The organism is Pseudomonas sp. DE0157, assembly GCF_007678615.1.
Taxonomy (GTDB): Bacteria; Pseudomonadota; Gammaproteobacteria; order Pseudomonadales; family Pseudomonadaceae; genus Aquipseudomonas; species Aquipseudomonas parafulva_B.
Genome location: NZ_VEJN01000007.1, coordinates 42,162 through 68,451, shown reverse-complemented (window position 1 = coordinate 68,451; position 26,290 = coordinate 42,162). Strand labels below are relative to the sequence as shown.

At 61.6% G+C, this 26,290-nt stretch carries 27 protein-coding genes; 23 read left to right on the top strand and 4 right to left on the bottom strand.

Going from position 1 to position 26,290, the window contains the following annotated elements:
* Nucleotides 1-4: 4 nt before the first annotated feature.
* The 3 genes from FS777_RS11045 to flgA form a co-directional block, all read right to left on the bottom strand.
* Nucleotides 5-472 carry a flagella synthesis protein FlgN gene (locus FS777_RS11045; RefSeq protein WP_145255450.1) on the bottom strand — a complete coding sequence of 156 codons (468 nt, stop codon included), beginning with the start codon at nt 470-472 and terminating at the stop codon, nt 5-7.
* 49 nt (nt 473-521) lie between these two features.
* Nucleotides 522-836 (bottom strand): flagellar biosynthesis anti-sigma factor FlgM, encoded by a 315-nt coding sequence (flgM, locus tag FS777_RS11040; RefSeq protein WP_100852008.1) that lies wholly within the window; start codon nt 834-836, stop codon nt 522-524.
* A gap of 165 nt (nt 837-1,001) precedes the next feature.
* Nucleotides 1,002-1,751, bottom strand: coding sequence for a flagellar basal body P-ring formation chaperone FlgA (flgA, locus tag FS777_RS11035; RefSeq protein ID WP_078478895.1), 750 nt, complete (start codon nt 1,749-1,751; stop codon nt 1,002-1,004).
* A gap of 76 nt (nt 1,752-1,827) precedes the next feature.
* Between flgA and FS777_RS11030 the strand changes: the two genes are divergently transcribed.
* Together FS777_RS11030 and cheR are read left to right on the top strand one after the other, a co-directional pair.
* Nucleotides 1,828-2,757 carry a chemotaxis protein CheV gene (locus FS777_RS11030; RefSeq protein WP_058606139.1) on the top strand — a complete coding sequence of 310 codons (930 nt, stop codon included), beginning with the start codon at nt 1,828-1,830 and terminating at the stop codon, nt 2,755-2,757.
* Nucleotides 2,758-2,807: 50 nt separating this feature from the next.
* Nucleotides 2,808-3,635: a protein-glutamate O-methyltransferase CheR gene (gene cheR / locus FS777_RS11025; RefSeq protein WP_023533991.1), complete on the top strand. Its 828-nt coding sequence runs from the start codon at nt 2,808-2,810 to the stop codon at nt 3,633-3,635.
* A gap of 48 nt (nt 3,636-3,683) precedes the next feature.
* Here cheR and FS777_RS11020 read toward each other — a convergent pair whose 3' ends face one another.
* The gene (locus tag FS777_RS11020) at nt 3,684-3,932 is read right to left on the bottom strand and encodes a hypothetical protein (protein WP_145255447.1); all 249 of its coding nucleotides are present in this window, start codon (nt 3,930-3,932) and stop codon (nt 3,684-3,686) included.
* Between FS777_RS11020 and flgB the strand changes: the two genes are divergently transcribed.
* The 21 genes from flgB to FS777_RS10915 all read left to right on the top strand — a co-directional run bounded on the left by flgB (nt 3,913) and on the right by FS777_RS10915 (nt 26,065).
* Entirely contained in the window at nt 3,913-4,323 is a 411-nt protein-coding gene (gene flgB / locus FS777_RS11015; RefSeq protein WP_058606138.1) for a flagellar basal body rod protein FlgB, read from the top strand. The two genes, FS777_RS11020 and flgB, sit on opposite strands and share 20 nt — an antisense overlap.
* 2 nt (nt 4,324-4,325) lie before the next feature.
* Nucleotides 4,326-4,769, top strand: a complete 444-nt coding sequence (flgC, locus tag FS777_RS11010) for a flagellar basal body rod protein FlgC (protein WP_023533977.1) — start codon at nt 4,326-4,328, stop codon at nt 4,767-4,769.
* A 12-nt stretch (nt 4,770-4,781) separates the two neighbouring features.
* Nucleotides 4,782-5,483 carry a flagellar hook assembly protein FlgD gene (gene flgD / locus FS777_RS11005; RefSeq protein ID WP_058639144.1) on the top strand — a complete coding sequence of 234 codons (702 nt, stop codon included), beginning with the start codon at nt 4,782-4,784 and terminating at the stop codon, nt 5,481-5,483.
* A 30-nt stretch (nt 5,484-5,513) separates the two neighbouring features.
* Entirely contained in the window at nt 5,514-6,836 is a 1,323-nt protein-coding gene (gene flgE, locus FS777_RS11000) for a flagellar hook protein FlgE (RefSeq protein WP_058639143.1), read from the top strand.
* A gap of 43 nt (nt 6,837-6,879) precedes the next feature.
* Nucleotides 6,880-7,077, top strand: coding sequence for a hypothetical protein (locus FS777_RS10995; RefSeq protein WP_145255444.1), 198 nt, complete (start codon nt 6,880-6,882; stop codon nt 7,075-7,077).
* Between the two features lie 149 nt (nt 7,078-7,226).
* Entirely contained in the window at nt 7,227-7,967 is a 741-nt protein-coding gene (locus FS777_RS10990; protein WP_023533964.1) for a flagellar basal body rod protein FlgF, read from the top strand.
* 47 nt (nt 7,968-8,014) lie between these two features.
* Complete coding sequence (gene flgG, locus FS777_RS10985; RefSeq protein WP_023533986.1) at nt 8,015-8,800, top strand: flagellar basal-body rod protein FlgG; 786 nt, start codon at nt 8,015-8,017, stop codon at nt 8,798-8,800.
* 37 nt (nt 8,801-8,837) lie between these two features.
* On the top strand, nt 8,838-9,533 hold the full coding sequence (gene flgH, locus FS777_RS10980; RefSeq protein WP_058639141.1) for a flagellar basal body L-ring protein FlgH: 696 nt from the start codon (nt 8,838-8,840) through the stop codon (nt 9,531-9,533).
* Nucleotides 9,534-9,544: 11 nt separating this feature from the next.
* Nucleotides 9,545-10,654, top strand: coding sequence for a flagellar basal body P-ring protein FlgI (locus FS777_RS10975; RefSeq protein WP_058639150.1), 1,110 nt, complete (start codon nt 9,545-9,547; stop codon nt 10,652-10,654).
* A gap of 11 nt (nt 10,655-10,665) precedes the next feature.
* The gene (gene flgJ / locus FS777_RS10970; RefSeq protein WP_058639140.1) at nt 10,666-11,826 is read left to right on the top strand and encodes a flagellar assembly peptidoglycan hydrolase FlgJ; all 1,161 of its coding nucleotides are present in this window, start codon (nt 10,666-10,668) and stop codon (nt 11,824-11,826) included.
* A gap of 12 nt (nt 11,827-11,838) precedes the next feature.
* Nucleotides 11,839-13,881: a flagellar hook-associated protein FlgK gene (flgK, locus tag FS777_RS10965; RefSeq protein ID WP_145255441.1), complete on the top strand. Its 2,043-nt coding sequence runs from the start codon at nt 11,839-11,841 to the stop codon at nt 13,879-13,881.
* An 11-nt stretch (nt 13,882-13,892) separates the two neighbouring features.
* Nucleotides 13,893-15,458: a flagellar hook-associated protein 3 gene (locus FS777_RS10960; protein WP_145255438.1), complete on the top strand. Its 1,566-nt coding sequence runs from the start codon at nt 13,893-13,895 to the stop codon at nt 15,456-15,458.
* A 424-nt stretch (nt 15,459-15,882) separates the two neighbouring features.
* Nucleotides 15,883-16,812 carry a ketoacyl-ACP synthase III gene (locus FS777_RS10955; protein ID WP_058606129.1) on the top strand — a complete coding sequence of 310 codons (930 nt, stop codon included), beginning with the start codon at nt 15,883-15,885 and terminating at the stop codon, nt 16,810-16,812.
* Nucleotides 16,813-17,331: 519 nt separating this feature from the next.
* Nucleotides 17,332-19,041, top strand: a complete 1,710-nt coding sequence (locus tag FS777_RS10950) for a flagellin (RefSeq protein WP_145255435.1) — start codon at nt 17,332-17,334, stop codon at nt 19,039-19,041.
* Between the two features lie 77 nt (nt 19,042-19,118).
* Nucleotides 19,119-19,469 carry a flagellar protein FlaG gene (locus tag FS777_RS10945; RefSeq protein ID WP_058606127.1) on the top strand — a complete coding sequence of 117 codons (351 nt, stop codon included), beginning with the start codon at nt 19,119-19,121 and terminating at the stop codon, nt 19,467-19,469.
* Nucleotides 19,470-19,547: 78 nt separating this feature from the next.
* Nucleotides 19,548-20,903, top strand: coding sequence for a flagellar filament capping protein FliD (fliD, locus tag FS777_RS10940; protein ID WP_145255431.1), 1,356 nt, complete (start codon nt 19,548-19,550; stop codon nt 20,901-20,903).
* Nucleotides 20,904-20,982: 79 nt separating this feature from the next.
* Entirely contained in the window at nt 20,983-21,375 is a 393-nt protein-coding gene (gene fliS, locus FS777_RS10935; protein WP_144964635.1) for a flagellar export chaperone FliS, read from the top strand.
* A gap of 24 nt (nt 21,376-21,399) precedes the next feature.
* The gene (locus tag FS777_RS10930) at nt 21,400-21,693 is read left to right on the top strand and encodes a flagellar protein FliT (protein WP_145255428.1); all 294 of its coding nucleotides are present in this window, start codon (nt 21,400-21,402) and stop codon (nt 21,691-21,693) included.
* Nucleotides 21,694-21,872: 179 nt separating this feature from the next.
* A complete protein-coding gene (fleQ, locus tag FS777_RS10925) occupies nt 21,873-23,348 on the top strand; it encodes a transcriptional regulator FleQ (protein WP_100851999.1) in 1,476 nt (491 codons plus the stop codon).
* Between the two features lie 141 nt (nt 23,349-23,489).
* Nucleotides 23,490-24,707: a PAS domain-containing sensor histidine kinase gene (locus FS777_RS10920; protein WP_145255425.1), complete on the top strand. Its 1,218-nt coding sequence runs from the start codon at nt 23,490-23,492 to the stop codon at nt 24,705-24,707.
* Complete coding sequence (locus tag FS777_RS10915) at nt 24,707-26,065, top strand: sigma-54 dependent transcriptional regulator (RefSeq protein WP_058639130.1); 1,359 nt, start codon at nt 24,707-24,709, stop codon at nt 26,063-26,065. Before FS777_RS10920 ends, FS777_RS10915 begins: the two co-directional genes overlap by 1 nt.
* The last annotated feature ends 225 nt before the right edge of the window (nt 26,066-26,290 follow it).

Genomic DNA, 26,290 nt, shown 5'->3' with positions numbered 1-26,290 from the left:
GAAATCACACTTGGCTGAGGGCGCGCGGCTTGGTCAGGGGCGAGGTGCTGCCACGGCTGTTGTAGAGCGACGGCGAGTCGCCGCCCATGAGGATGCGGACCTGATTGTTGGTGACCTGTTGCTGGACCTGAATGATACGGCCATTGGTCGAGTTGACCTGCTGGCAGGCGTCCATCAGCTGCGCCAGGGTATCGAGTCGCTCCAGCATCACATCACCGTGGGGCGATTGCGCCGCCACTGCCTGTACGCCGGCGCGGTCTGCGCTCAGGCCCAGGTCGGTCAGCAACTGGCCACGGCGCTGGCCGTGTTGTTCGAGCAGGATGATCAGCGACTGTTTGCGCGCCAGGATCTGCTCGAGCAGCTGCATGTCGCGACCGTGCAGCGCGACAGCCTCGTTCTGCAGCAGCTCGAGCAGCTCCTGCATCGGGGCGATGTCTTGTTCGATCAATTGCAGCAGGGTGGTGTCGTGCATGGCTAACTCCCGGTTTTCAAGCGTCCATTGAAGTCAGCGCACCCGACGGTCAACGCTGTGCTTCGAAATCGAGCAGCTTGCTGGCGACCCGGCCGGCATCAACTTGGTAGCTGCCATCGGCAATGGCCTGTTTGAGCTGGGCTACCTTGGCGCTGTTGACGACGGGTTCATCGCGCAGCTTGTCGCTGATCTTTTGCAACTGCTGGGCCTCTGGGCTTAGGTGCACGGCTTCTCCGCTTGCACCCGTGCCCTTTACTGTTTCCTGGCTGGCAGCCGGCTTTTCAGTGCTGCCAGGGGCATTGCTGCCGCGTACACCGCCGGTGACGGCCGGGGAATTATTCAAACGACTGAAGTCGATGACCATGATCAGAAAACCTCTGGGTTTATGGACGCTTGCCTTGTTTTCGGCCAACTCACGATAAACTTTAGGCACAAATGCGTGACTGTCTTGAGCGACAGCCTGTTACCCGTTTTCTGACACAGTCTAAAAAAAGCGGTTCCCCGGCGCCAGCGGCTTCCGCCCGCTGGCCTACATGCTCACCTCGACCTGGCCCGGGCCCGTCACCATGGCCTTGACCACGCGTTTGGAATTGAGATTGCGCACCCGAATCTGCTCGCTGATGCCGCCTTTGCTCAGCGCCTCGCCAGGCATGCGCACGCTCAACGTGCCACTGCGGGCAACGATCACCACATGATCGCCCTTGCGCACCACCTCCGCCTGCTCCAGGTGTTGAGGCGTCAGCACCTGATCCATCACCGTCGGGCGCAGCATCTTCATCCCGACCGCCTGGCCCACATCGGTCAGAAACCCTTGGCCCAGCGTGCCGACGTCCCGTTCGCGCAGGGCCACATCGCCTTCGCTCACCACGTTGTCCCGTCGCAGCGGGCGGGTGACCACGACCACCTCGCGGAACAAGCGAACGGTGGCGGGCACGAACACGGTCCAGGGCGCCGCGCCGTCGCAACGTACACGCACCGTCACCCGCCCCAGCGGCACGCTCGGGCTTTCCAGCGAAGCGTCGAGCGCCTGGCTGCACAAGGGCATGCGCAACCTTGGGTCCAACGGGTTCACCTGGATCTCGTAGCGGCCAGCCGTTTGGGTCGTGGCGAGATAATCTTCGACGGTGAACTCAAGAAACCCTTGGGTGACACCGATAAGCTGTTCAGGCATGGTGAACGCGTCCGCCCAGGTGCGAACCGGTACCAGCAGGCACAATGCGGCCAGCAAGCCAGCCAGCAGGCGCGTCAATCGTCGGGAAACTGTCGTTTTCATGTACATGGCGCTCAAAAAAGCAAAGCCCGTGCCGACTTCTTGAGTAAGTGGCAACGAATGGCTGACAGGTAAGGAGTTCGGCATGGCGGGGGTTATGGATTCGGTCAACCAGCGCACACAGCTGGTAGGGCAGAATCGCCTGGAACTGCTGCTGTTCCGCCTCAACGGCGAACAGCTTTATGGCATCAACGTTTTCAAGGTCAGGGAAGTGCTGCAATGCCCTGCGCTGACCATACTGCCCAAGGCGCATCCGGTGGTGCGCGGCGTCGCCAACATCCGCGGGGCGACGATTCCGATCCTTGACCTGTCGATGGCCACCGGCCTGCGCCCGTTGCAGGAAGACACGCGCAGCAGTTTCGTGATCATTACCGAGTACAACACCAAGACCCAGGGCTTTCTGGTGCACTCGGTCGAGCGCATCGTCAACATGAACTGGGAGGAAATCCACCCGCCACCCAAGGGGACCGGCCGCGATCATTACCTGACGGCAGTCACGCGGGTGGACAACCGTATGGTCGAGATCATCGACGTGGAGAAGGTGCTGGCCGAGGTCGCGCCGTCTTCGGAGGCGGTGTCGGCGGGGGTGGTGGACGCCGAGGTGCAGGACAAGGCCGTGATGCTGCGGGTGTTGACCGTCGACGATTCGTCGGTGGCACGCAAGCAGGTCAGCCGTTGCCTGCAGACGGTTGGGGTCGAGGTGGTGGCCCTCAATGACGGCCGCCAGGCCTTGAACTACCTGCGCCAATTGGTGGACGAAGGCAAGAAGCCTGAAGAAGAGTTTCTGATGATGATTTCCGACATTGAAATGCCGGAAATGGATGGCTATACCCTGACGGCGGAAATTCGCAGCGACCCGCGCATGCAAAAGCTGCACATCTGCCTGCATACTTCACTGTCCGGGGTGTTCAACCAGGCGATGGTCAAGAAAGTGGGCGCCGATGATTTCCTGGCCAAGTTCCGGCCGGATGATCTGGCCCAGCGCGTGGTTGACCGAATCAAGGCAGCACATTGAAAGGCGCCGGGGTTCGCCCCGGCCACAGTGATTGAAAAGAGGCGGCAGCAGTGTCTACGGGTAATTTGGATTTCGAACAGTTCCGGGTCTTTCTGGAAAAAGCCTGTGGCATCTTGCTGGGCGAAAATAAGCAGTATCTGGTGTCCAGCCGCCTCAACAAATTGATGGAGCAGCAGGGCATCAAGAGCCTGGGCGAGCTGGTGCAACGCATCCAGGCCCAGCCGCGGGGCGGCCTGCGCGAGCAGGTGGTCGATGCCATGACCACCAACGAAACCCTGTGGTTTCGCGATACCTACCCGTTCGAGGTGCTCAAGAACAAGGTCATCCCCGAGTTTATCCGCAACAACCCCGGCCAGCGCCTGCGCATGTGGTCGGCGGCGTGCTCTTCGGGCCAGGAGCCGTACTCCATCTCCATGGCCATCGACGAGTTCGAACGCAGCAACCTTGGCCAGCTGAAAATGGGCGCGCAGATCGTCGCGACCGACCTGTCGGGCACCATGCTCAACAACTGCAAGACTGGCGAGTACGACAGCCTGGCGATTGCCCGCGGCTTGTCGGCCGAGCGCCTGCAGCGCTACTTCGACCCCAAGGGGCCGGGGCGCTGGGCGATCAAGCCGGCGATTCGCAACCGGGTGGAGTTTCGCTCGTTCAACTTGCTCGACAGCTATGCAAGCCTGGGCAAGTTCGACATCGTGTTCTGCCGCAACGTGTTGATCTACTTCTCGGCCCAGGTGAAGAAAGACATCCTGCTGCGCATTCACAGCACCCTCAAGCCAGGCGGGTACCTGTTCCTGGGCGCATCCGAAGCCCTCAACGGCCTGCCGGACCATTACCAGATGGTGCAGTGCAGCCCGGGCATCATCTATCAGGCCAAATAGGCCCATGCCGTATGTGCCGCTGACCGGGCGATGCCTTGTCAGCGGCTTTCAATGAGTCGGCCCTGTCGCTGACGTCAATTTTTTGTTTTGCCGCTCATGTGCTCTTGTTTTTGCCGCTTGTGGCCATTGGGCCGCGTGCGGTTTGCCGCTTTTCTGGCATAGCGCCCCTTTGAACAGGGCTGCAAGGCCTTGAATACGGGCTTTGCCGATGTTGGCACAAGCCTTGCTAAAACCTTCGGCAACGACATTCTGGTCAACCGCTGAAGGTTTCCCCGACATGAGCATCAGCTTCGACAAGGCGCTTGGTATCCATGAAAAGGCCCTGGGCTTTCGTGCGCAACGCGCCGAAGTGCTGGCCAACAACATTGCCAATGCCGACACCCCCAACTACAAGGCCCGTGACCTGGACTTCGCCTCGGTGCTGGCCGCTGAAAGCGACAAGCAGCACAACGGCGGCCGCTTCGGCCTGGAGCGCACCAACAGCCGGCACATCGAGGCCGACGGCGTGGCGCTGAGCGACGAAGCCCTCAAGTACCGCACGCCGATGCAGCCTTCGATCGACCAGAACACCGTGGACGCGCAAATCGAGCAGTCGAATTACACCGAAAACGCGATTGGCTTCCAGGCCAGCTTCACGTTGCTCAACAGTAAATTCAAAGGGCTGGTATCAGCCCTGCGGGGAGAATGACCATGTCCCTTTCCAGCGTCTTCAACATTGCCGGTTCCGGCATGAGCGCGCAGAACACGCGCCTGAACACCGTCGCCTCCAACATTGCCAACGCCGAGACGGTCTCGTCGAGCATCGACCAGACCTACCGCGCTCGCCATCCCGTGTTCGCCACCACGTTCCAGAACACCCAGGCCGGCACCAGCCAGTCGCTGTTCGAGGACCAGGGCGAGGCAGGGCAGGGCGTGCAAGTAACCGGCATCGTCGAGGACCAGAGCAACCTCGAGGCCCGCTACGAGCCTAGCCACCCGGCGGCGAACAAGGACGGCTACGTGTATTACCCCAACGTTAACGTGGTCGAGGAGATGGCTGACATGATCTCGGCCAGCCGCGCGTTCCAGACCAATGCCGAGTTGATGAACACGGCCAAGAGCATGATGCAGAAGGTGCTGACCCTGGGTCAGTGATAGGACGCCGACATGACCACCACCAATGCCACAGGCGAAGTCGGCAGTAGCTACCTGAACTCGCTGCAGCGAAAAGAAAGCAAGAACGACGAAAAGACCGGCGCCGCCGGCAGTGCCCTGGGCAAAGATGCCTTCCTGCAGCTGCTGGTCACCCAGATGAAGAACCAGAACCCCCTGGACCCGCAGCAGAACGGCGAGTTCGTGGCGCAGTTGGCCCAGTTCAGCAGCTTGGAAGGTATCCAGACCCTGAACAGCTCGGTCGGCTACATCGCCAGTGCGTTCCAGTCGTCCCAGGCCTTGCAGGCGTCGTCGCTGGTCGGACGCAACGTGATCGTGCAGACCGACAAGGCCGTGGTCGACACCAGCAAGGACATGAAGGGCTCGGTGAACCTCACCGGCTCGAGCACCGCCACCTCGGTGGGCGTGTACGACAAGGACGGCAAGCTGGTGCGCACCCTCGACCTGGGCAGCCAGGCTGGCGGCAAGGTGGACTTCACCTGGGATGGCAAGGATGACGCCGGTGAGACCCTGCCGGCCGGCACCTACAGCTTCAAGGCCACCGCCTCGATCAATGGCACGGCCACGGCCATGACCACCAACCTGCCGGCCACCGTCACCAGCGTGACCATGGGCACCAACGGCGGCGAAATGTCGCTGAACCTGGCAGGGCTGGGCAGCGTTCCACTTTCCACCATTCAAAGCATCGGCATCTAGGGCCTAGCGCACATTTTCAGGAGTTAGCGTATGTCTTACAACATTGGCTTAAGCGGCCTCAATGCAGCCAACAAGGCCCTGAACGTGACCGGCAACAACATTGCCAACGTCGCCACCACTGGCTTCAAGTCCTCGCGCGCCGAGTTCGCCGACCAGTACTCAAGCTCCATTCGCGGCACCAGCGCCGGCCGTACCTCCATTGGTACCGGCGTAAGAACCGCCGCCATTTCCCAGCAGTTCAGCTCGGGCAACATCAACGGCACCGGCCAGGCGCTGGACATGGCCATTGACGGCAACGGCTTCTTCGCGCTCAACGACAACGGCTCGAAGATCTATACCCGGGCCGGGGCGTTCTACAGTGACAAGCAGGGCTTCGTCGTCAACGCCGGCGGCGCCAACCTGCAAGGTTATGGCGTCGACGAAAATGGCCAGGTGGTGCAGGGCGTATTGACCAACCTTCAGATCGACACGGCCAACCTCACCCCCAAGGCCACGTCCAAGATCGAGCAGACGGTCAACCTCAAGTCCAGCGATGGCGCGCCTACGGTCACCCCGTTCGACCCAGCCGACGTCAAGAGCTACAACTTCACGTTCTCAAGCGACGTGTACGATAGCCAGGGCAATGCGCACCAGTTGAACCAGTACTTCATCAAGGATGACACGTCCAATTCCTGGAAGATGTACAGCACCATCGACGGTCGCAACCCACAGGACCCGACCTCCACGCAGCCGCTGATCAATGACCTGCCATTCAAGTCCGACGGCACGCTCAACGCCGATGCCCTCACGCCTGGGCCGGTGACCGGTGGCCTGTCGATCAATGCGAACAAGACTTTCAACCTGGACAACTGGATCCCCGCGCAGAAGAACGCTGCCGGCCAGTGGTCAGCCAACGGCGCCAATGCCAACCCCGGCGGCGTCAGCCTCGACATGCTGGGCATGACCCAGTACAACGCCGCCTCGGCCGTGACCGCCAAGGATCAGGACGGGTTCGCTACGGGTGAGCTGTCTAGCCTGTCGGTAGACAAGGGCGGCTTCCTTTTCGCCAACTTCACCAATGGCAAGAACAAAGTCATCGGCCAGGTCGCCATCGCCAGCTTCGCCAACATGCAGGGCCTGACGCCGATCGGCGGCACCAACTGGCAGGAGTCCTTTTCGTCGGGTGTCCCGGTGATCGGCGCGCCAGACACCGGCACCCTGGGCCAGATTGCAGGTTCCTCGCTGGAAGATTCCAACGTCGACCTGACCGGCGAGCTGGTGAACCTGATCAAGGCGCAGAGCAACTACCAGGCCAACGCCAAGACGATTTCCACCGAAAGCACCATCATGCAAACCATCATCCAGATGAGCTGATGGCGTGCCGAGGCGTGACACTCAGGGTTTACGAGCAGTGTCGATGAAGCATGCCTGGTTGTTGTCCTTCCTGCTGGTGATAGGGGGCGGCAGTGCCAAATGGGCAGAGGCCGCCCCAAGGCCTTTCTTCCTTTGGCAAAGCCTGGTCACCGGGCGATACATCTGCGTCCAGGGCAACCCGGGTTCAGGCTGGACCCGGTTTGCCGGTCCCTACAAAAACGGCGCCTGCCGCGATCACTGATTCAGGCGCCCTGACCCGATGCCAACAAACTGACACCGACGGTAAAGCCGTCGCGCTGAAGTGCCCGATTCTCCAGGGTGCAAAACTGGTTCGATTATTGCTTAACCCTGCCTGATGACAGCGCGGTACTGGCGCGCGGAGGAGATGCTGTGGACAAATTGCTTTACGTGGCCATGACCGGCGCCAGCCAGAACGCGCTGGCCCAGAAGGCCCACGCCAACAATCTGGCGAACGTTTCCACCAACGGCTTCCAGCGCGACCTGGAGCAGGCCCGCTCAATGCCGGTCTTTGGCGACAGCTTCCCGGCGCGGGCCTTTGCCCTGACCGAGCGCCCGGCCACCGACTTCAGCGAAGGGCCGATGATCGAAACCGGTCGCGACCTGGACGTGGCGGTGAGCGGCCATGGCTTTATCGCCGTGCAGGCCCCCGACGGCAGCGAAGCCTATGTGCGCACCGGCAGCCTGAACATCGACGCCCTTGGCGTGTTGCGCGCTGGCAACGGCATGCCGGTGATCGGCAACGGCGGCCCGATTGCCATCCCGCCTGAGCAGAAGGTGGAAGTGGGTGCCGACGGCACCATCAGCATCCGCTCCATGGGCGAAGACCCGCGGGTGATGGCCGAAGTCGACCGCATCAAGCTGGTCAACCCGGACACCAAGGGCCTGAACAAGGGCGCAGACGGCCTGATTCACACCGCCAGCGGCCAGCCGGCCGATGCCGACGTCAATGTTCGCGTGGTCTCGGGCTTTCTTGAAGGCAGCAACGTCAACGCGGTGGAAGAGATGACCTCGGTGCTGGCGTTGTCCCGCCAGTTCGAGCTGCACGTGAAAATGATGAGCGCGGCCAAGGAAGGCGATGAAGCCATGGCGCGGGTTTTGCAAATCGGCTAATGACATTTGAACGGGTGCCGTAAAACAGGCGCGCGAGGAGAACTTACATGCTTCCAGCTCTATGGGTCGCCAAAACCGGCCTGTCCGCCCAGGACACCAACCTGACGGTGATTTCCAACAACTTGGCCAACGTGTCGACCACCGGCTTCAAACGTGATCGCGCCGAGTTCCAGGACCTGCTGTACCAGATCCGTCGCCAGCCAGGTGCCCAGTCCACCCAGGACAGCCAGCTGCCCTCCGGCTTGCAGGTAGGTACTGGCGTGCGCATTGTCGGCACCCAGAAAAGCTTCGTGGCTGGCAGCCTGCAGACCACCGAGAACCCGCTGGACATGGCGGTCAATGGTCGTGGTTTCTTCCAGATCCTGCAGCCAGATGGCACGGTCTCGTACACCCGTGACGGCACCTTCCACCTCAATTCCGATGGCCAGATCGTCACCGCCAACGGCTATGCCCTGGAGCCTGCCATCGTCGTGCCCAACGACGCGCAGACCTTCACCGTCGGCCAGGACGGTACCGTATCGATCACCACCGCCGGCAACCCGGCCGCCCAGGTGATCGGCAACATCCAGACCGCCGACTTCATCAACCCGGCGGGCCTGCAGGCCATTGGTGGCAACCTGTTCCTGGAAACGGCCGCCAGCGGCGCCCCCCAGGTCGGCACCCCAGGCCTGAACGGCTTCGGTACCACCTTGCAGCAAACCCTGGAGAACTCCAACGTCAGCACCGTGGAAGAGCTGGTGAACATGATCACCACCCAGCGCGCCTACGAGATGAACTCCAAGGTCATTTCTGCCGCCAACTCGATGCTGCAGACCGTTACCCAGCAGCTGTGATCCCAGCAACTTCCGTAGCACCCGTGAGGTATGCATCATGAATCGTCTGTTGTCCGTTTTCGCCCTGGGCGGTGCGGTGTTGCTTGCAGGCTGCGTCGCCCCCGCGGCCAAGCCCAACGACCCGTACTATGCGCCGGTGCTCCCGCGCACCCCTTTGCCGGCAGCGGCCAACAACGGTTCGATCTACCAGGCCGGTTTCGAGCAGAACCTGTATAGCGACCGCAAGGCATTCCGCGTGGGTGACATCATCACCATCACCCTGAACGAGCGCACCTCGGCCAGCAAGAACGCAGGTTCCCAGATCCAGAAGAACAGCAAGGCCAGCCTTGGTCTGTCGTCGCTGTTCGGGGCCAGGCCGAACACCAACAACCCGTTCGGCGGCGGCGACCTGTCGCTCGATGCCGGCTACAGCGGTGATCGCACCACCAAGGGCGACAGCAAGGCCACCCAGGGCAACACCTTGACCGGCTCGGTGACCGTCACCGTGGCCGAAGTGCTGCCCAATGGCATCATCGCCGTGCGCGGCGAGAAGTGGCTGACCCTGAACACCGGTGAAGAGCTGGTGCGCATCGCCGGGCTCATCCGCGCCGACGACATCGCCACCGACAACACCGTGCCGTCCACGCGGGTGGCCGATGCGCGCATCACCTATTCCGGCACCGGCTCGTTTGCCGATGCCAGCCAGCCCGGGTGGCTGGACCGCTTCTTCATGAGCCCGCTTTGGCCCTTCTGAGTACCCTGACCATGCTCAATCTGAGGCAACTGCTCACCGCCACCTTGCTGCTGACCTGCGCCTGCGCCGCGCAAGCCGAGCGACTGAAGGACATCGCCAGCATCTCGGGCGTACGTTCCAACCAGTTGATCGGCTACGGCCTGGTGGTCGGCCTGAACGGTACCGGCGACCAGACCACGCAAACGCCTTTCACCCTGCAGACGTTCAACAACATGCTGTCGCAGTTCGGCATCAAGGTGCCGCCTGGATCGGGCAACGTGCAGTTGAAGAACGTTGCCGCAGTATCGGTGCATGCCGACTTGCCGGCCTTCGCCAAGCCAGGGCAGGTGGTGGACATCACCGTGTCGTCGATCGGTAACTCCAAGAGCCTGCGTGGGGGCAGCTTGTTGATGACCCCGCTCAAGGGGATCGACGGCAACGTCTACGCCATCGCCCAGGGCAACCTGGTGGTGGGCGGCTTCGATGCCGAAGGGCGCGACGGCTCGCGGATCACCGTCAACGTGCCGTCTGCCGGCCGTATCCCGGGCGGCGCCAGCGTCGAGCGGGCAGTGCCAAGCGGTTTCAACCAGGGCAACACCCTGACCCTGAACCTCAACCGCCCCGACTTCACCACCGCCAAGCACATCGTCGACAAGGTCAACGACCTGCTCGGCCCTGGCGTGGCCCAGGCCGTGGATGGCGGTTCGGTGCGCGTGAGCGCGCCGATGGACCCCAGCCAGCGAGTGGACTACCTGTCGATCCTGGAAAACCTGGAAATCGATCCGGGCCAGGCAGTGGCCAAGGTGATCATCAACTCGCGTACCGGCACTATCGTCATCGGCCAGAACGTCAAGGTATCGCCGGCGGCGGTAACCCACGGCAGCCTAACGGTGACCATCACCGAAGACCCCATCGTCAGCCAGCCGGGTCCGCTCTCCAATGGCCAGACCGCCGTGGTCCCGCGCTCGCGGGTCAGCGCCGAGCAGGAAGCCAAGCCGATGTTCAAGTTCGGCCCGGGTACCACGCTGGATGAAATCGTCCGGGCGGTGAACCAGGTGGGCGCCGCGCCCGGTGACCTGATGGCCATTCTCGAAGCCCTGAAACAGGCCGGCGCCTTGCAGGCCGACCTGATCGTGATCTGAGGACGGCGTCGATGAACAGCAAGAGCCTGGTTTCCGGCAGTGTCGACAGCGGTGCCTTCACCGACCTCAACCGCCTCAATGCCCTCAAGCACGGTGATCGCGACAGCGAAGCCAACGTGCGCAAGGTGGCCCAGGAGTTCGAGTCGATGTTCATCAGCGAGATGCTCAAGGCTTCGCGCAAGGCCAGCGATGTCCTGGCCGACGACAACCCGATGAACACCGAGACGGTCAAGCAGTACCGGGACATGTACGACCAGCAGTTGTCGGTGAGCATGTCCCGCGAGGGTGGCGGTATCGGCCTGCAGGATGTGCTGGTACGCCAGCTGACCAAAAGCCGCAGCGCCGCCGCCAATACCAGCCCGTTCCCGCGTGGCCAGGCAGGCCCGGTGTTGTGGGGTAGCAAGGTCGCAGACCCGGTCCACGCCACCCAAGCGGCCAGCACCCGCAACGACGTCGCCGCGCTCAATGCGCGGCGCCTGGCGTTGCCCAGCCGCCTTACCGACCGCCTGCTGGCCGGCATCGTGCCTACTGCGGCCACGGCGCCTGTCGGCGCAGCCCCCGCAGCCCCCGTGCGCGACGGCCAGCAGCCGGCCAAGGCCTTTGCCGTGCCCGAGAACGGGCTGCGCATTATCGGCCGTGCCATTGCCCAGCCGCCGCTGGCACCGAAAAAGGCCTTCACCGACAGCGATTCGTTCATCGCCACCATGCTGCCAATGGCCGAGCAGGCCGCCAAGCGCATCGGTATCGACCCGCGCTACCTGGTCGCCCAGGCTGCGCTGGAAACCGGTTGGGGCAAGTCGGTCATGCGCAACAGCGACGGCAGCAGCAGCCACAACCTGTTCGGTATCAAGGCCACCGGCAACTGGCAGGGCGAGCAGGCCAGGGCCATCACCAGCGAATTTCGCGACGGCCAGTTCGTCAAGGAAACCGCCCAGTTCCGCAGCTACGACTCCTACCAGGACAGCTTCCACGACCTGGTGAGCCTGCTGCAGAACAATTCGCGCTATCAAGAAGCGGTCAAGTCGGCCGATAACCCGGAGCAGTTTGCACGCGAGTTGCAAAAGGCCGGTTACGCGACCGACCCGGGCTATGCGAAGAAAATCATCAGCATCGCCCAGCAAATGCAGAAGACACCGCAATACGCCATGGCTGGCAGCACCACGAACCTTTGAAAGGACTAAATCATGTCGAGCCTGATTTCGATCGGCCTGAGTGGCTTGAGTGCCAGCCAGGCGCACCTGTCGGTCACCAGTAACAACATCGCCAACGCCGCCACCAGCGGCTATTCGCGCCAGCAGGCCATGCAAGTGGCCGGTGCCTCGCAGTACATGGGCGCAGGCTTTCTGGGCAGTGGGACCACGCTGGCAGACGTGCGCCGTATCTACAGTGCCTACCTCGACAATCAGTTGCAGACGGCGACGTCCCTGCAAGCCGATTCCACGGCATTCCAGGACCAGATCACTGGCATCGACAAGTTGCTCGCTGACCGGGACACCGGCATCAGCTCGGTGCTCACGGCCTTCTTTTCGGCCCTGCAGACGGCGGCAGCCAAACCGGGCGATGTGGCTTCGCGGCAATTGCTGCTGACCCAGGCGCAGACCTTGAGCAACCGTTTCAACGCCGTCAGCACTCAACTGACCCAGCAGAACGATGTGATCAACTCCCAGCTCGATACCTTGGCGGGGCAGGTCAACAAGCTCACCACCAGCATCGCCGAGTACAACAAGCAGATCGTGGCCGCCAGCGGCACCGGCAGCACGCCCAACAACCTGCTCGATGCCCGCAGCGAAGCCGTGCGCCAGTTGAACGAACTGGTGGGCGTGACCGTTCAGGAGCGTGAAGGCAACTACGACGTGATCCTGGGCAGCGGCCAGTCGCTGGTGACCGGCAACAGGGCCAACCTGTTGTCGGTTCAGCCGGGGGTGGCCGACAAAAGCCAGGCGACCTTGCGCATCAACTACGAGTCGTTCAGCTCGGACGTGACCTCGGTGGCCACCGGCGGCACCATCGGTGGCCTGTTGCGCTACCGCCAGGATGTGCTGACGCCTTCGATGAACGAGTTGGGCCGCGTGGCGCTGGTCGTCGCCGACAGCATCAACAGCCAGCTGGGCCAGGGCCTGGACGCCAACGGGCAGTTCGGCAGCTCGCTGTTCTCCAGCATCAACAGCGCCAGTGCCATTGCCCAACGCAGCCTGGCCTCGTCGAACAACAGCGCAGGCTCGGGCAACCTCGATGTCACCATTGCCAACAGCGGCGCCCTGAGCACCTACGACTACGAAGTGAAGTTCACCAGCGGCAATCAGTACAGTGTGCGCCGCTCCGACGGCACCGACATGGGCTCGTTCGACCTCAACGCCGACCCTGCGCCGGTCATCGATGGCTTCAGCCTGTCCCTCAAGGGTGGTGCGCTGGCCGCTGGCGACAGCTTCAAGGTGATTCCTACCCGCTCGGCCGCCACCGGTATTACCACAGTGCTCACCGATGCCAACAAGCTGGCGTTCGCCGGCCCTGTGAGCGCTACCGTTGGCAGCGGCAACAGCGGCACCGGCACCATCACACAACCCAACCTCGGACAAGCGCTGGATATCTATGGCGGTGCCGACACGGCCCTGACGCAGCAGGCGATCAAGGACGCCATGCCGGTGCGCGTGGTGTTCGACGCAGCCAGCGGTGGGTCCCAGGGCTACAAGCTGTTCGATGCCAAGGGCGCGCAGATCGGCACCGGGACCGTGGTGCCAGGCCAGGACAATAAGCTCTCGCTGTCGATACCGATGCGTGATGCATCGGGCAACCCGATTCTCGACCCCAGCGGCAATCCGCGCACCTTTGCGCTGGAAACCACCATTGGTGGTAGCCCGGCAACCAATGACAGCTTTACCTTGTCGTTCAATGTCGATGGCAAGGCGGATAACCGCAATGCCAATGCCCTGTTGAGCCTGCAGACCAAATCGACCGTGGGGACCAATTCCGGTGGCGGCACCAGTTTCACTTCCGCCTATGCCGCCTTGGTAGAGCGGGTGGGCGCCAAGGCCAGTCAAGCGTCTATCGATACCACTGCAACGGCCGCGGTGCTCAAGTCGGCAAGTGAAAGCCGCAGCGCCGTCTCTGGGGTGAACCTGGACGACGAAGCCGCCAACCTGGTCAAGTTTCAGCATTACTACACCGCGTCGTCCCAGATCATCAAGGCGGCGCAAGAAGCGTTCTCGACCTTGATCAACGCGCTATAAGGAGGCTGATCGTGCGAATTTCAACCGCCCAGTTTTACGAAACCAGCTCCAACACCTACTCCAAGAATTATTCGGATTTGGCCAAGATCACGGCCCAGGTGACCTCCAAGTCGCGCATTCAGACCGCAGGCGACGACCCGGTGGGCGCTGCGCGCTTGCTGTTGTTGCAACAGCAAAGCGCGTTGCTCGATCAGTACAGCGGCAACATGACCACCGTCAAGAACACCCTGCTGCAGCAAGAGAGCGTGCTGTCTACCATCAACGATGCGCTGCAGCGAGCAAGCGAGCTGTCGATTCAGGCGGGTAACGGTGGTCTGAGCGACGCTGACCGCACCTCCATCGCCAGCGAAATCAAGGAAATCGAGGCCAACGTGTTCGGCCTGCTCAATTCCCGTGACGCCAACGGGGACTACATGTTTGGAGGGTCCAAGAATTCGACCCCGCCCTATGTTCGCAATGCCGACGGCTCCTACAGCTATCAGGGCGATCAGACCCAGATGAGCCTGCAGGTATCCGATACCTTGCATTTGGCCATCAACGACAGTGGCTTCAGCGTTTTCGACCAGGCCACCAACAACAGCCGCACGCAGTCGACCTTGCAGGCGCCGACGCCCAACGATGGCAAGGTGCTGCTTTCGGGTGGGTTGCTGACATCGGCCAATACCTACAGCGACAAGTTCGCTGCGGGCCAGCCTTATACGGTTACCTTCACCAGCGCCACTGAATACAGCATCAAGGACGCCGCCGGTAACGACATCACCAACGAAACTGCCGGCAAGGGCAAGTTCGATGTCAATACCGAAGGCGGAAAGATGATCTCGCTGCGGGGTGTGGATTTCGAGGTCAACCTGAACCTTGCAGAGGGTGACGATCCTGATGCCGTGGTGGCAGGGCATGTCTTCACCCTCGAAGCCAAGCCAGACACCCTGACCGCTACTCGCAGTGCAGGTAACCCCTCGACCTCTCAGGTCGTGGGCTCAAGCGTTACCGACCCCGATGCCTATCGCAGTACCTTCCCCAGCAACGGCGCAGTGCTCAGGTTCACCAGCGACACCGATTATCAGCTCTTTGCGCAGCCGTACGATGCCCAGAGCAAACCGATTGCCTCGGGCACCGTGGGGGCGGGTAATGCCGTGACGGTAGCGGGTGTGACCTATCAGTTCGACGGGGCGCCGGCCCAGGGCGATCAGTTCTCCATCAATGCCAACACCCACCGCACGCAGAACCCGCTGGACACCCTGGGGCAATTGCGAAGCGTGTTGGAGAAACCCCTTGATACGCCTGAAGCGCAGGCTGCTTTGAAGGCCGCAACGGACTCGGCGATTTCCAACCTGGCCAGTGCGCGTGATCGCATCGACATTACCCGAGGCTCGATCGGTGCCCGGGCCAATTCGCTTGAGATACAGGCTCAGGAAAACGAAAGCCTAGGTCTTGCCAACAAGAGCACGCAAAGCGCAATTGGCGACACCGACATGGCGACCGCCACGATCCAACTGACCCTGCAACAGGCGATGCTCGAAGCCTCTCAGCTGGCATTTGCGCGAATATCGCAGTTGAGCTTGTTCGATAAGCTCTAAGTGAATCAGCGGGCGCGGAGCCAGGCTTCGCGCTCTGCTTCGTTGCAACCGACCATGGCTGTGATTGAGTGGCCATGCTGGGTTGGCGCGCTCAAATGATGGCGCTGGCAGCGACGGGCGCCTCAAAAGCGAGCTTGTTTGAAACCTGCGGCCGTGTCCCTCAATGACGGGACATCCCCATGCACGGCGCGTGATGAATTCAACGTGCCACGCCCCCAATACCTGCCTTTCGTTGCATTTCAATGTGACCAATGAGTCAAAACGGTCATCTTCCCTGTATTCTATGCAGCAGCTGTTGCAGCATTTTGTTACCGGTGCGCAGGCAGGCTCTGCTTTATCCCCTCCCCAGGCGGTGACGCTCCGGTTTTTGGCGCCCTCAATCGATCGAGTGGTGGTCTTTGGCTGTTTTCATTGGGAAGCCAGAATGATTGGCATCAAAAGTATCGCGAGTTACGTGCCCACCGCTGGCCTGGACAACTACGTCCAGGGTGCGAAGTTCGGCAAGGACGAAGAGTTCATGTTCGGCAAGATCGGTGCGTCCTTCCTGCCACGCAAGGCCCCGGAGCAGGAAACCTCCGACCTGTGCGTGGAGGCCGCCCGGGCACTGTTCGCCAACAACCCCGACCTCGATCCGCAGTCGATCGACGCGTTGATCGTGGTGACCCAGAATGGCGATGAAGAAGGCCTGCCGCACACGGCCGCCATCGTCCAGAGCAAGCTTGGATTGTCCACCCGTGTGGCAGCGTTCGATATTTCCCTGGGCTGCTCGGGGTATGTGTATGGGCTGTATGCGATCAAGGGCTTCATGGAGGCGGCGGGCCTGAAGAACGGGCTGCTGATCACCGCCGACCCGTATTCGAAGATCGTCGACCCGGAAGACCGCAATACCACCATGCTGTTCGGCGACGCGGCCACGGCCACCTGGATGGCCGATGGCGCGGTCTGGAAGCTGGGCGAAGCACGCTTTGGCACTGACGGTTCGGGTGCCGAGCACCTGAAGGTGTCCGATGGTACGTTCTTCATGAATGGCCGGCAGGTGTTCAATTTTGCTCTGGTCAAGGTGCCGGCGCATTTGCACGAGCTGCTTGATGCCAGCGGCCTGCAGTCTTCGGACATCGATGCGTTCTGCATCCACCAGGGCAGTGCGGCGATCGTCGATGCGGTGGCTCGGCGGTTCGAGGAGCATCATCCGGAGAAATTCGTGAAAGACATGCTCGAGACGGGCAATACCGTGTCGTCCAGCGTGCCGTTGCTGCTGCAAAAGCACATGCTCGACGGTAGCTGGAAGCGGGTGGCTGTGAGCGGGTTCGGGGTGGGGTTGTCCTGGGCTTCGGCGATTCTTTATCGGGATTGATGGATTTAGACCAAATTCCAGGATCGCCCTGCGGACCAACGCGGCCGGTGCCAACATAAGCGGCGAAGCTGGAATCTTTGGGGCTGCTGCGCAGCCCATCGCGGCGCAAGGCCGCTCCCACACGACTTGTGTGACGCCTGAGTTGAGGCTATCAGAGCCTGGTGGGAGCGGCCTTGCGCCGCGATGGGCCGCGCAGCGGCCCCAACAATTCCTGACGCGAAGCTGCACGCCTGAAACCTCCGCCCCATTCCCGTTCGGCCTCTCGTTCGCCACGTCATTCATCAACGCCCTCCAAGACAGCCCCATCCCCCCATCACCCACCTGATGTGCTTTTTGACGCCAAAATTCCGCGCTTAACCCCTTGATTTTCCAGGGCTGGCCGCATGCCAGCATTTTTTTTTGCAAAAACCCCTCAAGCAACCGGGCCATCCGACGATAACCATTACGAAGGTTCTCTAGGCCATACCCGGCTGTCGCCAGGGCCGGAAGCCGCAGTATCCATACCACGAGGAATTCGTCATGGCTTTGACCGTCAACACCAACATCACCTCCTTGGGCGTTCAGAAGAACCTGAACCGCGCTTCCGAAGCGCTGGGTACTTCGATGTCCCGCCTGTCCTCTGGCCTGAAAATCAACAGCGCCAAAGACGACGCCGCTGGCCTGCAGATCGCCAACCGTCTGACCAGCCAGATCAAAGGTCTGAGCGTGGCAATGAAGAACGCCAACGACGGTATTTCGATCGCCCAGACCGCTGAAGGCGCCATGCAGGAATCGACCAGCATTCTGCAGCGTATGCGCGAACTGTCCCTGCAGTCTGCCAACGGCTCGAACAGCGATGACGACCGTACTTCCCTGCAGCAGGAATTCACCGCACTGACCGGCGAACTGACCCGTATCGCCAACACTACCACCTTCGGTGGTCGTAACATCCTGGACGGCTCGTTCCAGAACGTCGGCTTCCAGATCGGCTCCAGCGCCAACGAAACCATTTCGTTCGGCATGACCGATATCAGCGCAACTGGCCTGAAAGGCTCGTTCAGCGAAGCCAAGACCGATGGCGCGGCTACCGATTTGTCGGCCGTCGTTACCGGTGCGGTAGCGCCAGCAGGTGCAACTACTTATTCCGCAGCGGCTGTTACCTTCACTCCGCCAGCTACCGGTGAGACTGTTGAGCTCACTATTAATGGCGCGGCTACGCCGATCTCGATTACCGAGACCGATGACACCGATTCGGTAATTGCCAAAATCAACGCAGCCAACAGCGGCGCGAATGCTACTGGTGTTAGCGCTACGAAAGATGCCAGCGGCGACATCGTAATGTCGTCCTCGGCAACCTTCACCGCCACTGCATCGAACGCTACCACCCCTGCAAACCTGTCTGGCTTCGCAGCTACTGCAACCGTGACGCCAACCACTGGCTTCACCAGCGACATCTCCTTCAACATCAACGGTACCACCATCGGCGCTACCGCTGGCCAGGACATGGATGATGTGCTCACCGCCATCAACGCCGAAACTGCCAACACCGGTGTTGCAGCCACCCTCAAGGACGGCCGTCTGACCCTGACCTCCACCGACGGCAAAGCCATCAACCTCACCAACGGTACAGGCGCTGCCGGTCAAGGTGCTCTGGCCAAGATTGGTCTGTCGGCAGGCACTACCGAAGCCAAACTGGTCGCTGACACCTCGATCTCGCTGAATGGCACCGAAGTCAAGTTCAAGAAAGGCGACACCCTGGACTCGATCATCACGTCCATCAACACCGCCAGCACCGGCGTGACTGCCAGCAAAAACGCTGACAACACCCTGAACCTGTTCTCGGCCAAGAACATCACCATCGCCGACGGCAGCCAAGGCACCGGCCTGGCCGCGCTGGGCCTGACCGCAGGTAGCACCACTGCCATCACCCAGGAAGCGACCGTTTCGAGCCTGAGCATCACCACTGCTGCCGATTCGCAAAAGTCGATCCAGGCCCTGGACGCTGCCATTGCCCAGATCGACAGCCAGCGCGCTCAGCTCGGTGCCGTGCAAAACCGCTTCGACAGCACCGTTGCCAACCTGAACAGCATCTCGGAAAACTCCACCGCTGCCCGCAGCCGTGTACAGGACGCCGACTTCGCTTCGGAAACCGCCGAACTGACCAAGCAGCAGACCTTGCAGCAGGCATCCACCGCGATCCTGTCCCAGGCCAACCAGCTGCCGTCCTCGGTACTGAAACTGCTGGGCTAATCGCCAAAGCAGGCTAAGTTTGACGAAGGGTACGTTCGCGTACCCTTTCGTCTTTTCGTCACTTGAGGGTGTAAGTCGTGGATATAAGCATGAAGCTGGGCCTGTCCCATCCCGCCGCCATCACGCCGGACGCGCCACCCAGCGCGCGGCCAACCAGCGAGCCGGTCAAGGCCGAGCCCGCCGACAAGGTTTCCAAGCCCGTAGCCCGGCCTGACCTGGAAAGCGCCGTCAGTGCCATCCAGGATTTCGTCAAGGCTTCGGAGCGACAACTGGATTTTTCGATCGACGACTCCACCGGCCAGGTGGTGGTCAAGGTCATCGCCCGCCAAAGCGGTGAAGTCATCCGCCAGCTGCCTTCTGAAGCTGCGCTAAAGCTTGCGGAAAACCTAAAAGATGCCAACAGCCTGTTGTTCAGCACCCAGGTTTGAGTTGGCACGGCATTTGTTTACCAGCGCACGGATGCTTTTTCGTCGGAATACCGGCGGTTACGATAAAGGAGATGTGATATGGCAAGCTCGACCATCAATGGGCTTGGCTCTGGCCTGGACATCAGCGGCATTGTGAAGGCCCTGGCGAGTGCCGAGAAGGCGCCCAAGCAGACCCAGATCAACAACCAGACCACCACCGCCACCACCTCGCTTTCGGCCATCGGCTCCGTCAAGAGCGCGCTCGAGACGTTCCGTGCCGCAGTCGCCAAGCTCAACACCGCTTCGAGTTTCTCTGGCCTGGCTTCTTCGTCCTCGGACGAGGCCATCGCCAAGATCAAGCTGGGCGACGGCGCTTCCTCGGGCAACTATGCGCTCGAAGTCACCCAGCTGGCGACCGCGTCGAAAATTTCCACCCAGATTTATGAAAAGACCTCGACGATCGTCAACGACTCGGGTGAATCCCAGACCCTGACCATCAACCAGGGCAGTGCGACCCACAGCGTGAACATTGCCGCGGGCGCCACACTCCAGCAGGCACGTGACACGATCAATGACCAGCTGCAGTCCAAGGGCATCACGGCCAACATCGTCACCGATGCCAGTGGGTCGCGGCTCATCTTCTCGTCGACCAAGATGGGCGAGGGCACCGAGTTGACGCTGGGGGGCGACGCCAGCATGGCGCAGGGTGTGTCTACCATTGCCAAGCCGCAGAACGCCAAGTACACCCTCGATGGGCTGGCGCTGGAGTCTGCGTCCAACACCGTGACCGGCGCGATCAGTGGTGTGGATATCACCCTGGTCAAGGAAGGCAAGTCCAACCTGGCAGTCACCAGCAACAGCGACACGCTCAAGACGTCGGTCAAGTCTTTCGTCACGGCGTACAACGCGCTAATGACCACCATCAATACCCAAACCAAGGTCACCACCGGGGCCGATGGCGCCGCTACAGGTTCGGCCGCATTGACCGGCGATGCCACCATGCGCTCGCTGGTCAATTCCGTGCGCAATGAAATCAGCCACAGCGTGGGTGCAACGGGCCTGCGAACGTTGTCGCAGCTCGGCATCAACACGGTGCAGAAAACCGGCCTGCTGGAGTTCAACGACACCAAGTGGGACGCGGCGGTCAAAACCTATGGTGCCGACATCAACAACCTGTTCACCGGCAAGGATGGGCTGTTGACGCGCATGACCAACGTCACCGAGGAGTACACCAAGGCCGGTGGCATCCTCGCCTCGCGCCAGACCAGCCTTACCAATCAGCTCAAGGAGCTCGAGGAATCGCAGCAGGCGTTGGATCGGCGCATCGAGTCACTCACCGACACCTTGACCAAGAAGTACAACGCGATGGACACCATGGTTGCGCAGCTCAAGGCGACCAGCGACAGCGTCATGACCACGCTCAACGCGTTGAATAAAGCCAAGAGCGACAGCTGACAGCGCTAAAGAAACCCCGCGGGGCGCCGATAAACAGGTTATACGGCCCCCGTCCAGCCTTGTTCACTGAGGATCCACCATGCACCCGATGAGAGCCCTTCGCCAATACCAGAAGGTCAATTCCCACGCCCAGATCTCCGAAGCCACGCCCCATCGCCTGGTGCAGTTGCTCATGGAGGGCGCGCTGGATCGCATGGCTCAAGCCAAGGGTGCCATCTCTCGCGGTGACGTGGCACAAAAAGGTGTCATGTTGGGCAAGGCTGTCGACATCATCGGCGGCCTGCGCGAAGGGCTGGACAAAGACAAAGCCGTCGACCCGGATGAACTTGATCGCCTGGACAGTTTGTATGAGTACATGGCACGTCGGCTGACCCAGGCCAACATACACAGTGATCCCGAGGTGATCGATGAAGTTGCACGACTCATGATCACCGTCAAGAGCGGCTGGGATGCTATCGCGACTGCCGAGTAACAACCTCTCTGCAAGGAGTCCCCTATGAGCGCATTGCATCAGATTGCCAATACCTGCCAAGCCTTGAACGAAGCGCTGGAAGCTCGCGACTGGGTAACCATCGGTCAATTGGACTTGGGTTGCCGGGCGCTCGTCGACGAGGCGCTGGTAGCCGATCAGGAAGATGCGACCGCGCTCAAGGCCAATCTAGAGGCCCTCATGGCCGTTTATCGTCAGCTAATCGACGTTGCAAGTGATGAGCGTCAATCTCTGGTCGCGGAAATGTCGAATATCAACCAAGCCAAACAGGCGACAAAGGTATACCATCTGTTCAGCTGAGATTGCATGAGGCCGTATGCAGCCCGCAGTTCTTCGGCGCCATATATTTGACTGCTCGGAAGTTTTTGACTTTACTAGTGCCTGTTCTCGTATTCCAGACGTCGAAACACTGACCATTCAGTCGGAATGATGTCGAGCACGCCCTCGGGCGCCGATATGACTAGGGAAGTTGCTATTGCATGTGGCGTGAAACCAAGATTCTCCTGATCGATGACGACAGCACCCGCCGCCGCGATCTGGCGGTGGTGCTCAACTTCCTGGGCGAAGAAAACCTGTCCTGCGCCAGCCATGAGTGGCAGCAGGTGGTCGAGCCCCTGTCTTCAAGTCGCGAGGTGCTGTGCGTGCTCGTGGGCGCTGTCAACACGCCCGGCACACTGCTCGGGCTCCTTAAGACAGTGCTTTCATGGGATGAGTTCCTTCCTGTTCTGTTTTTAGGTGATATTTCTTCAAGCGAGCTGCCTGAAGAGCTGCGCCGCCGCGTGCTGTCGAACCTGGAAATGCCGCCCAGCTACAGCCAACTGCTCGATTCGCTGCACCGCGCACAGGTTTACCGCGAGATGTACGACCAGGCGCGTGAGCGCGGTCGTCAGCGCGAGCCGAACCTGTTCCGCAGCCTGGTGGGCACCAGTCGCGCTATTCAGCACGTACGCCAGATGATGCAGCAGGTAGCCGACACCGATGCCAGTGTGTTGATCCTGGGTGAGTCGGGCACGGGCAAGGAGGTGGTGGCGCGCAACCTGCACTACCACTCCAAGCGCCGCGAAGCCCCGTTCGTGCCGGTCAACTGTGGCGCGATCCCGGCCGAGTTGCTGGAAAGCGAACTGTTTGGCCATGAAAAAGGCGCGTTCACCGGCGCCATCACCAGCCGCGCTGGCCGCTTCGAGCTGGCCAATGGCGGCACGCTGTTCCTCGATGAAATCGGCGACATGCCGCTGCCCATGCAGGTCAAATTGTTGCGCGTGCTGCAAGAGCGTACGTTCGAGCGCGTGGGCAGCAACAAGACCCAGAGCATCGATGTGCGCATCATTGCCGCGACCCACAAGAACCTCGAGCACATGATCGAGGCCGGCACTTTCCGCGAAGACCTGTATTACCGGCTTAACGTCTTCCCCATCGAGATGGCGCCACTGCGCGAGCGCGTCGAAGACATCCCGCTGCTGATGAACGAGCTGATCTCGCGCATGGAGCACGAAAAGCGCGGCTCCATTCGCTTCAACTCGGCGTCGATCATGTCCCTGTGCCGCCATGGCTGGCCGGGCAATGTGCGCGAGCTGGCCAACCTGGTCGAGCGCATGGCCATCATGCACCCCTACGGCGTGATCGGTGTATCGGAGCTGCCGAAGAAATTCCGCTACATCGATGACGAAGACGAGCAGATGGTCGATACCCTGCGCAACGACCTGGAAGAGCGCATCGCCATCAACGGGCACGCGCCCAACTTCAGCAACCCAGCCATGTTGCCGCCTGAAGGCCTGGACCTGAAGGATTACCTGGGCAGCCTGGAACAGGGCCTGATCCAGCAAGCCCTGGACGACGCCAACGGCATCGTTGCCCGCGCTGCCGAGCGCTTGCGAATTCGCCGCACCACGCTGGTCGAGAAAATGCGCAAGTATGGGATGAGCCGGCAGGGTGGTGAAGACCAGGCAGAGGAGTGATCGTCGTCGGTAGGCGGTAGATTCTCTGGCTGGAGTGCGAAGCCTCCGGCAAATGTTGTAAGCCCTTATCTCCGGCACGGGTATTGCTACGCACTGGCCACCACACCGTTTTTATGACGGTCAGCCACGCGAGAGAGCACGATGCCCCAGGCCGCCCATGTATCCCGAGCCCTTTCCCCTCAGGCGCATTCGCTGGTCGAGCAGGAAAGCCGCCAGGGTGTCGAGCAGGCGTTCGCTTTGTTCGACCAAGTCTCCAGCCAGCTCAGCCAGTCCTACAGCCTGCTCGAAGCCCGGGTCAGTGAGCTCAAGGGTGAGCTGGCGGTGGTCAGCGCCCAGCGCATCGAGGAGCTGAACGAGAAAGAGCGTCTGGCCAACCGCTTGCAGCATTTGCTCGATTTGCTGCCCGGCGGGGTGATTGTCATCGACGGGCAGGGTAGCGTTCGCGAAGCCAACCCAGCCGCCTGTGAGCTGCTGGGCGAGCCATTGATCGGGCAACTGTGGCGTGAAGTCATTGCCCGCAGTTTTGCCCCGCGCCTGGACGACGGCCATGAAGTGTCCCTGCGCGACGGCCGTCGCCTCTCCATCGCCACCCGCTCGCTCGATGCCGAGCCGGGGCAGCTGGTGCTGCTCAACGACTTGACGGAAACCCGTCGCCTTCAAGACCAACTGGCACGCCACGAGCGATTGTCCTCACTCGGGCGCATGGTCGCCTCGCTGGCGCATCAGATCCGCACGCCGCTCTCTGCCGCCATGCTCTACGCCAGCCACCTGGCCGACCCTGAACAGGCGTTGACCACCCAGACCCGGCAGCGCTTCGCTGGCAGCCTCAAGGAGCGACTGCACGAGCTGGAACAACAGGTCCGCGACATGCTGGTGTTCGCCCGTGGCGAGTTGCCCCTCACGGACCGGATTTCTCCTAAAGCCTTGTTCCAGGCGTTGCAGCAGGCCGCGCAGACGCATGTTCAGGGGCACGCGGTGCGCTGGCAGTGTGACAGTCGCCTGGGTGAGCTGCTGTGCAACCGCGACACGCTGGTGGGTGCACTGCTGAACCTGATTGAAAACGCCACCCAGGCCAGCCAGGGCGCTGCGCGGCTCAAGGTGCACCTATGGCGGCGCCAGCAGACCTTGCACCTGTGCATCAGTGACGCTGGAACTGGCATTGCACCTGATCTGCTCGCCCGTATTGGCGAGCCATTCCTGACGACCAAGTCGACCGGCACGGGGCTCGGGCTGGCGGTGGTCAAGGCGGTGGTCAAGGCCCACCACGGCAGCGTGCAGATGCGCTCGAAGGTAGGGCGCGGCACCTGCGTACGAGTAGAGTTGCCCTTGATCGACGGGTCGTTGGCGGAGAGCCGGTGATGAGTGTGAACGTATTGCTGGTCGAGGATGACCGGGTGCTGCGCGAGGCGCTGGCCGATACCCTCGACCTGGGTGGTTTCGCTTTCAAGGCGGTGGACAGCGCCGAGCAGGCCTTGAAAGTGGTGCATGAAGAACCCTTCAACCTGGTCATCAGTGACGTGAACATGCCTGGCATGGACGGCCATCAATTGCTGGCCCAGTTGCGCCGCCAGCAGCCGCACTTGCCGGTATTGCTGATGACCGCTCACGCGGCCGTGGAACGGGCGGTGGAGGCCATTCGCCAAGGCGCGGTGGATTATCTGGTCAAGCCCTTCGAGCCCAAGGCGCTTCTCAAGCTTGTGCAGCGGCATGCCGCCGGGCGTGTGACGGACGAGGAGGGCCCGGTTGCGTGCGAGCCCTCCAGCCGGCAGTTGCTGGAGCTGGCCGCACGCGTGGCGCGCAGCAATTCGACGGTGCTGATTTCTGGTGAGTCGGGTACGGGCAAGGAAGTGCTGGCGCGCTACATCCACCAGCAGTCGCCCCGTGCCAGCCAGCCGTTCGTTGCGATCAACTGTGCCGCCATACCGGACAACATGCTCGAAGCCACGCTGTTCGGCCACGAGAAGGGGGCCTTCACCGGGGCGATCGCTGCCCAGCCTGGCAAGTTCGAGCAGGCCAACGGTGGCACCTTGCTGCTGGACGAGATCTCTGAAATGCCATTGGCCTTGCAGGCCAAGTTGCTGCGGGTGCTGCAGGAGCGTGAGGTCGAGCGGGTAGGGGGGCGCAAGCCCATCGCGCTGGATATCCGCGTGGTGGCCACCACCAACCGGGACTTGGCGGGCGAGGTGGCTGCCGGTCGTTTTCGCGAGGACCTGTTCTACCGGCTGTCCGTGTTTCCGCTGGCCTGGCGACCCCTGCGCGAGCGGCCGGGCGACATCGTTCAATTGGCCGAGCGCTTGCTGGCACGTCACGTTGCCAAGATGCAGCATGCGCCGGTGCGCCTGTCCGCCGACGCGCAGGCCTGCCTGCAAGCCTGGACCTGGCCTGGCAACGTACGTGAGCTGGACAACGCATTGCAGCGCGCTCTGATTCTGCAGCAAGGCGGCGTGATCGAGGCGGCGGATTTTTGTCTTGATGGCGCCATTCCCTTGTCAGGTGGCACTGTGCCATTATCTGGGCAGCGTGAACAGTCCGTCGAGCAGGGCGACGACAAGCGACGTCACGAGTACCAGCAGATCATCGACACCTTGCGGGCCGAGCGGGGCCGGCGCAAGGAAGCGGCCGAGCGTCTGGGCATCAGCCCGCGCACGCTGCGCTATAAGCTTGCCCAGATGCGCGACGCCGGTTTCGACGTCGAAGCCAGCCTGTTTGGCGAGTGAGACGGTCCCGTTTTAGCCTGCGGACGTCCTCTCGAGCCTGTGCAATGCAGCCCGCTTTTAGCCAGTGCTCGCCAGGCGGGACTGATCTTCACGGTGCCTCGTAGCCTGATATCCGCGGTTTTTCCCCGATGCATCCACCCTTTGTCAAGGCTGGCACCTTTGTTGCTTTACGAAGGCTATCCGCCGCATGACTGTCAAAAATATGCGGCCGCCGGAGAGAGAAGC

What these genes read in the sequence shown, in the direction of transcription:
- FS777_RS11045 (WP_145255450.1), bottom strand. Translation starts at nt 472, where the DNA reads ATGCACGACACCACCCTGCTGCAATTGATCGAACAAGACATCGCCCCG.
- flgM (WP_100852008.1), bottom strand. Translation starts at nt 836, where the DNA reads ATGGTCATCGACTTCAGTCGTTTGAATAATTCCCCGGCCGTCACCGGC.
- flgA (WP_078478895.1), bottom strand. Translation starts at nt 1,751, where the DNA reads ATGTACATGAAAACGACAGTTTCCCGACGATTGACGCGCCTGCTGGCT.
- FS777_RS11030 (WP_058606139.1), top strand. Translation starts at nt 1,828, where the DNA reads ATGGCGGGGGTTATGGATTCGGTCAACCAGCGCACACAGCTGGTAGGG.
- flgB (WP_058606138.1), top strand. Translation starts at nt 3,913, where the DNA reads ATGAGCATCAGCTTCGACAAGGCGCTTGGTATCCATGAAAAGGCCCTG.
- flgC (WP_023533977.1), top strand. Translation starts at nt 4,326, where the DNA reads ATGTCCCTTTCCAGCGTCTTCAACATTGCCGGTTCCGGCATGAGCGCG.
- flgD (WP_058639144.1), top strand. Translation starts at nt 4,782, where the DNA reads ATGACCACCACCAATGCCACAGGCGAAGTCGGCAGTAGCTACCTGAAC.
- flgE (WP_058639143.1), top strand. Translation starts at nt 5,514, where the DNA reads ATGTCTTACAACATTGGCTTAAGCGGCCTCAATGCAGCCAACAAGGCC.
- FS777_RS10995 (WP_145255444.1), top strand. Translation starts at nt 6,880, where the DNA reads ATGAAGCATGCCTGGTTGTTGTCCTTCCTGCTGGTGATAGGGGGCGGC.
- flgG (WP_023533986.1), top strand. Translation starts at nt 8,015, where the DNA reads ATGCTTCCAGCTCTATGGGTCGCCAAAACCGGCCTGTCCGCCCAGGAC.
- flgH (WP_058639141.1), top strand. Translation starts at nt 8,838, where the DNA reads ATGAATCGTCTGTTGTCCGTTTTCGCCCTGGGCGGTGCGGTGTTGCTT.
- FS777_RS10975 (WP_058639150.1), top strand. Translation starts at nt 9,545, where the DNA reads ATGCTCAATCTGAGGCAACTGCTCACCGCCACCTTGCTGCTGACCTGC.
- flgJ (WP_058639140.1), top strand. Translation starts at nt 10,666, where the DNA reads ATGAACAGCAAGAGCCTGGTTTCCGGCAGTGTCGACAGCGGTGCCTTC.
- flgK (WP_145255441.1), top strand. Translation starts at nt 11,839, where the DNA reads ATGTCGAGCCTGATTTCGATCGGCCTGAGTGGCTTGAGTGCCAGCCAG.
- FS777_RS10955 (WP_058606129.1), top strand. Translation starts at nt 15,883, where the DNA reads ATGATTGGCATCAAAAGTATCGCGAGTTACGTGCCCACCGCTGGCCTG.
- FS777_RS10950 (WP_145255435.1), top strand. Translation starts at nt 17,332, where the DNA reads ATGGCTTTGACCGTCAACACCAACATCACCTCCTTGGGCGTTCAGAAG.
- fliD (WP_145255431.1), top strand. Translation starts at nt 19,548, where the DNA reads ATGGCAAGCTCGACCATCAATGGGCTTGGCTCTGGCCTGGACATCAGC.
- fliS (WP_144964635.1), top strand. Translation starts at nt 20,983, where the DNA reads ATGCACCCGATGAGAGCCCTTCGCCAATACCAGAAGGTCAATTCCCAC.
- FS777_RS10930 (WP_145255428.1), top strand. Translation starts at nt 21,400, where the DNA reads ATGAGCGCATTGCATCAGATTGCCAATACCTGCCAAGCCTTGAACGAA.
- fleQ (WP_100851999.1), top strand. Translation starts at nt 21,873, where the DNA reads ATGTGGCGTGAAACCAAGATTCTCCTGATCGATGACGACAGCACCCGC.
- FS777_RS10920 (WP_145255425.1), top strand. Translation starts at nt 23,490, where the DNA reads ATGCCCCAGGCCGCCCATGTATCCCGAGCCCTTTCCCCTCAGGCGCAT.
- FS777_RS10915 (WP_058639130.1), top strand. Translation starts at nt 24,707, where the DNA reads ATGAGTGTGAACGTATTGCTGGTCGAGGATGACCGGGTGCTGCGCGAG.